Raw genomic sequence first — 3,127 nt, 5'->3', positions numbered from 1 at the left:
GGTGCCGGGGCGCCGCCCGCCATCCCGCGCTCGATCCGGGCCAGCATCCGGGCCCGGTCGGGGCGGTGGGCCCCGGCGGCCTCCCGAAGCCGCCCGGACAGCTCCTCGTCCTTCACCGGTCTCCTCCGCTGCGCTGCGCCGCGACGGCCACCCGGACCCGTGCGGCGGGCGTCTCCGGCCCCAGCAGCCGCTGCAGTTCCGCGACGGCGCGCGAGGTCTGGCTCTTCACCGTACCCACCGAGATCCCCAGCACCAGCGCGGTGTCCCGCTCCGACAAGTCGAAGGCGTGCCGCAGCACCACACAGGCCCGCTTGCGGAACGGCAGCCGCCGCAGCGCCTCCTGCACGTCCACCACCGCCGGCACGTCGGGCCCATCGGCCGCCCCGTCGTCCCCGCCGCCGCGCGGTGCCCAGAACAGGGCGATCCGGCGGCGCTCGCGGACCGCGCTGCGGATGCGTGTCCTGGCCAGGTTGGCGACCACGCCCCGCGCGTACGCCACCGGGTGACCGGCCTCGCGGACCCGGTCCCAGCGGTGCCAGAGCGCGAGCAGGGCGTCGGCCGCGAGGTCGTCGGCGGCATCCGCCTCGCCGGTCAGCAGATGGGCCAGGCGGGCCAGTTCCGCGTAGTGCGCCTCGAAGAACTCATGGAACTCGGCGGCGGCGTCGTCGACTGCTGTGCCCACGGCTACCTCGTCCCCTGCGCTCGCACGCCCGGCCCGTCCGGATACGCCCCCGCCGGGGCGAGAGCGTATCGCAAGCGCTTCGACAGGAGGGCCCTACCGCCGCAGCGCCGCCTCCATCATCTTCCTGGCCACCGGCGCCGCGAGCCCGTTGCCGCTGACCTCCGACGCGGTCGAACCGGAGTCCTCCACGATCACCGCGACCGCGACCTCCTGGCCGCCGGACTTCGCGTACGAGGTGAACCAGGCGTACGGGGTGTTGCTGTTGTCCACGCCGTTCTCGGCGGTGCCCGTCTTGCCGCCGACCTCGGCCCCGGCGATCCGGGCGTTGGTGCCGGTGCCCTTCTCCACCACGGTCACCATGGCGCTCCGCAGCTGCTTCGCGGTGTCCTCGGAGACGATCCGCTCCGTGTCGCCGTCCGCGAAGTCCTCCAGCGTGCCGCCGTCCCCGTCGGTCACCTTCGACACCATGTGCGGGGCTGCCAGCTCACCGCCGTTGGCGAGCGCGGCGGAGACCATCGCCATCTGGAGCGGCGTCGCGGTCACCTCGAACTGGCCGATGCCCGACAGCGCCGTCTGCGCCTTGTCCATGTCCGTCGGGTACACGCTCTCCGACGCCCGTACCGGCACGTCCAGCTTCTCCTCGTTGAAGCCGAACTTCTCCGCCATCGCCCGCACCTTGTCCTGGCCCAGGTCGGCGGCGACCTTGCCGAAGACGTTGTTGCACGAGTACTGGAGGGCGACGCGCAGCGAGGCGTTCTCGCAGGGGGCGGAGGCGCTCTCGTTCCGCAGCGGCGTGCTGGTGCCCGGCAGGGTGTACGGGACGGGGCTCTTCGTCGGCTCGTCCACGGAGTCGTACAGCCCGTTCTCCAGCGCCGCCGACGCCACGACCAGCTTGAACGTCGAGCCGGGCGCGAGCGGCTGCCGCATGGCGCGGTTGACGAGCGGCTTGTCCGGGTCGCCCAGCAGCTTCTTCCAGGTGTCACCGTCGTTCGTGCCGCTGATGTCCGACGGGTCGTACGACGGGGAGGAGACCATGCCCAGGATCTGCCCGCTCCTCGGGTCGATCGCCACGGCCGCGCCCTTGTCGTCGCCGAGCGCGTCGCTCGCCGCCTTCTGGACGTCCGGGTCGATCGTCGTCACCACGTCGCCGGGCGCGGACCGCTTCCCGGTGATCGCGCCCAGCGGACTCTTCAGCCGGTCGTCCGTGCCGTCCAGCACATGGCTGTAGATCCCTTCGAGCTGCGTCGAACCGTACGCCTGCGAGCTGTAGCCGGTCACGGACGAGTAGAGGTCGCCCTGCTGGTAGGTGCGCTTGTACGCGAGATCGCTGCCCTCCGTCCGCTTCGAGCCCGTGACCGGCGAACCGCCCACGATGATGTCGCCCAGCGGCTGCGCGTACTGCGCGATGGTTTTCCGCCGGTTGTGGTCGTCGTCTGCGAGCGCCCTGGCCTGGTACGCCTGCACCCAGGTCGCCCGCCCGAGGAGGGCGAGGACCAGCAGCAGGCAGAAGACCGAGGCGCGCCTTATCGTCTTGTTCATCCCGCATGGGGGACGAGCGGCGTGCGGCGGGGCGTTCCCGGTTGTGCCGTTTCTCACCGCTTCCTCATACGGCGACCACGGTGTGCGCGGCCGTACGGGCTCAGCCCGGTGTGATGAACCCCGACTCGTACGCGGTGATGACCGCCTGGGTACGGTCCCGGGCCCCGGTCTTCGCGAGGACCGCCGCCACGTGCGTCTTGGCCGTCGCCGCGCCCACCGCCAGCCGGTCCGCGATCTCCGCGTTCGTCAGTCCCGCCGCGATCAGCCGCAGCACCTGCGCCTCCCGCTCGGTGAGCCGCGCGGCCCAGGGCGGGGCGGGGGCCGGCGCGGGCGCCCCGTACGCGGCGGCGAGCTGCCGCACGGCGGCCGGGAAGAGCAGGGAGTCGCCGCACGCCACCAGCCGGACCGCCTGCACCAGCTCCTCGGCCGCCGCCCGCTTCAGCAGGAAACCCGCCGCCCCGGCGCGCAGCGCCTCGTACACGTAGGCGTCGTGCTCGAAGGTGGTGACGACCACGACGCGCGGGGCCGGGTCGAGACCGGCGAGGATCTGCTCGGTGGCCCGGATGCCGTCCGTCTCGGGCATCCGCACATCCATCAGCACCACGTCGGGCCGCAGCGCCCGCACCACGGAGACCGCCTCGGCCCCCGTGGCCGCCTCGCCGACGACCTCCAGGCCGTCCTCGGCGTCCAGGATGGCCCGCAGCGCGGTGCGCACCATGCGTTCGTCGTCGGCGAGGACGATCCGGACCGGCGTGCTCATCGTGGCTCCTTCGCGCGGGTGTGCAGGGGGAGGCGGGCGGCCAGCCGCCACACGCCGTCGTCGCGTGGCCCGGCCTCGGTGGCGCCGCCGAGCAGCAGCGCGCGTTCCGCGACGCCGGTCAGGCCGCGTCCGCCGCCGGGGCGTGC

At 73.4% G+C, this 3,127-nt stretch carries 3 protein-coding genes and 1 pseudogene; all 4 read right to left on the bottom strand.

Annotated elements, in window-relative coordinates; translation table 11 throughout:
- Nucleotides 1-112 precede the first annotated feature (112 nt).
- Nucleotides 113-682: a SigE family RNA polymerase sigma factor gene (locus G3I41_RS06805; RefSeq protein ID WP_164399395.1), complete on the bottom strand. Its 570-nt coding sequence runs from the start codon at nt 680-682 to the stop codon at nt 113-115.
- A gap of 93 nt (nt 683-775) precedes the next feature.
- On the bottom strand, nt 776-2,221 hold the full coding sequence (locus G3I41_RS06800) for a penicillin-binding protein 2 (RefSeq protein ID WP_164399394.1): 1,446 nt from the start codon (nt 2,219-2,221) through the stop codon (nt 776-778).
- 100 nt (nt 2,222-2,321) lie between these two features.
- Entirely contained in the window at nt 2,322-2,981 is a 660-nt protein-coding gene (locus G3I41_RS06795) for a response regulator transcription factor (protein WP_164399393.1), read from the bottom strand.
- Nucleotides 2,978-3,127: pseudogene (locus tag G3I41_RS36675) on the bottom strand (histidine kinase); the annotation flags it as partial. The gene G3I41_RS06795 and the pseudogene G3I41_RS36675, both read right to left, overlap by 4 nt.

This window comes from Streptomyces sp. SID9727, from assembly GCF_010550605.1.
Lineage (GTDB): Bacteria > Actinomycetota > Actinomycetes > Streptomycetales > Streptomycetaceae > Streptomyces.
The sequence above is the reverse complement of the archived record's forward strand: the minus strand, read 5'-3'. Positions and strand labels throughout refer to the sequence as shown.

What these genes read in the sequence shown, in the direction of transcription:
- G3I41_RS06800 (WP_164399394.1), bottom strand. Translation starts at nt 2,221, where the DNA reads ATGAACAAGACGATAAGGCGCGCCTCGGTCTTCTGCCTGCTGCTGGTC.
- G3I41_RS06795 (WP_164399393.1), bottom strand. Translation starts at nt 2,981, where the DNA reads ATGAGCACGCCGGTCCGGATCGTCCTCGCCGACGACGAACGCATGGTG.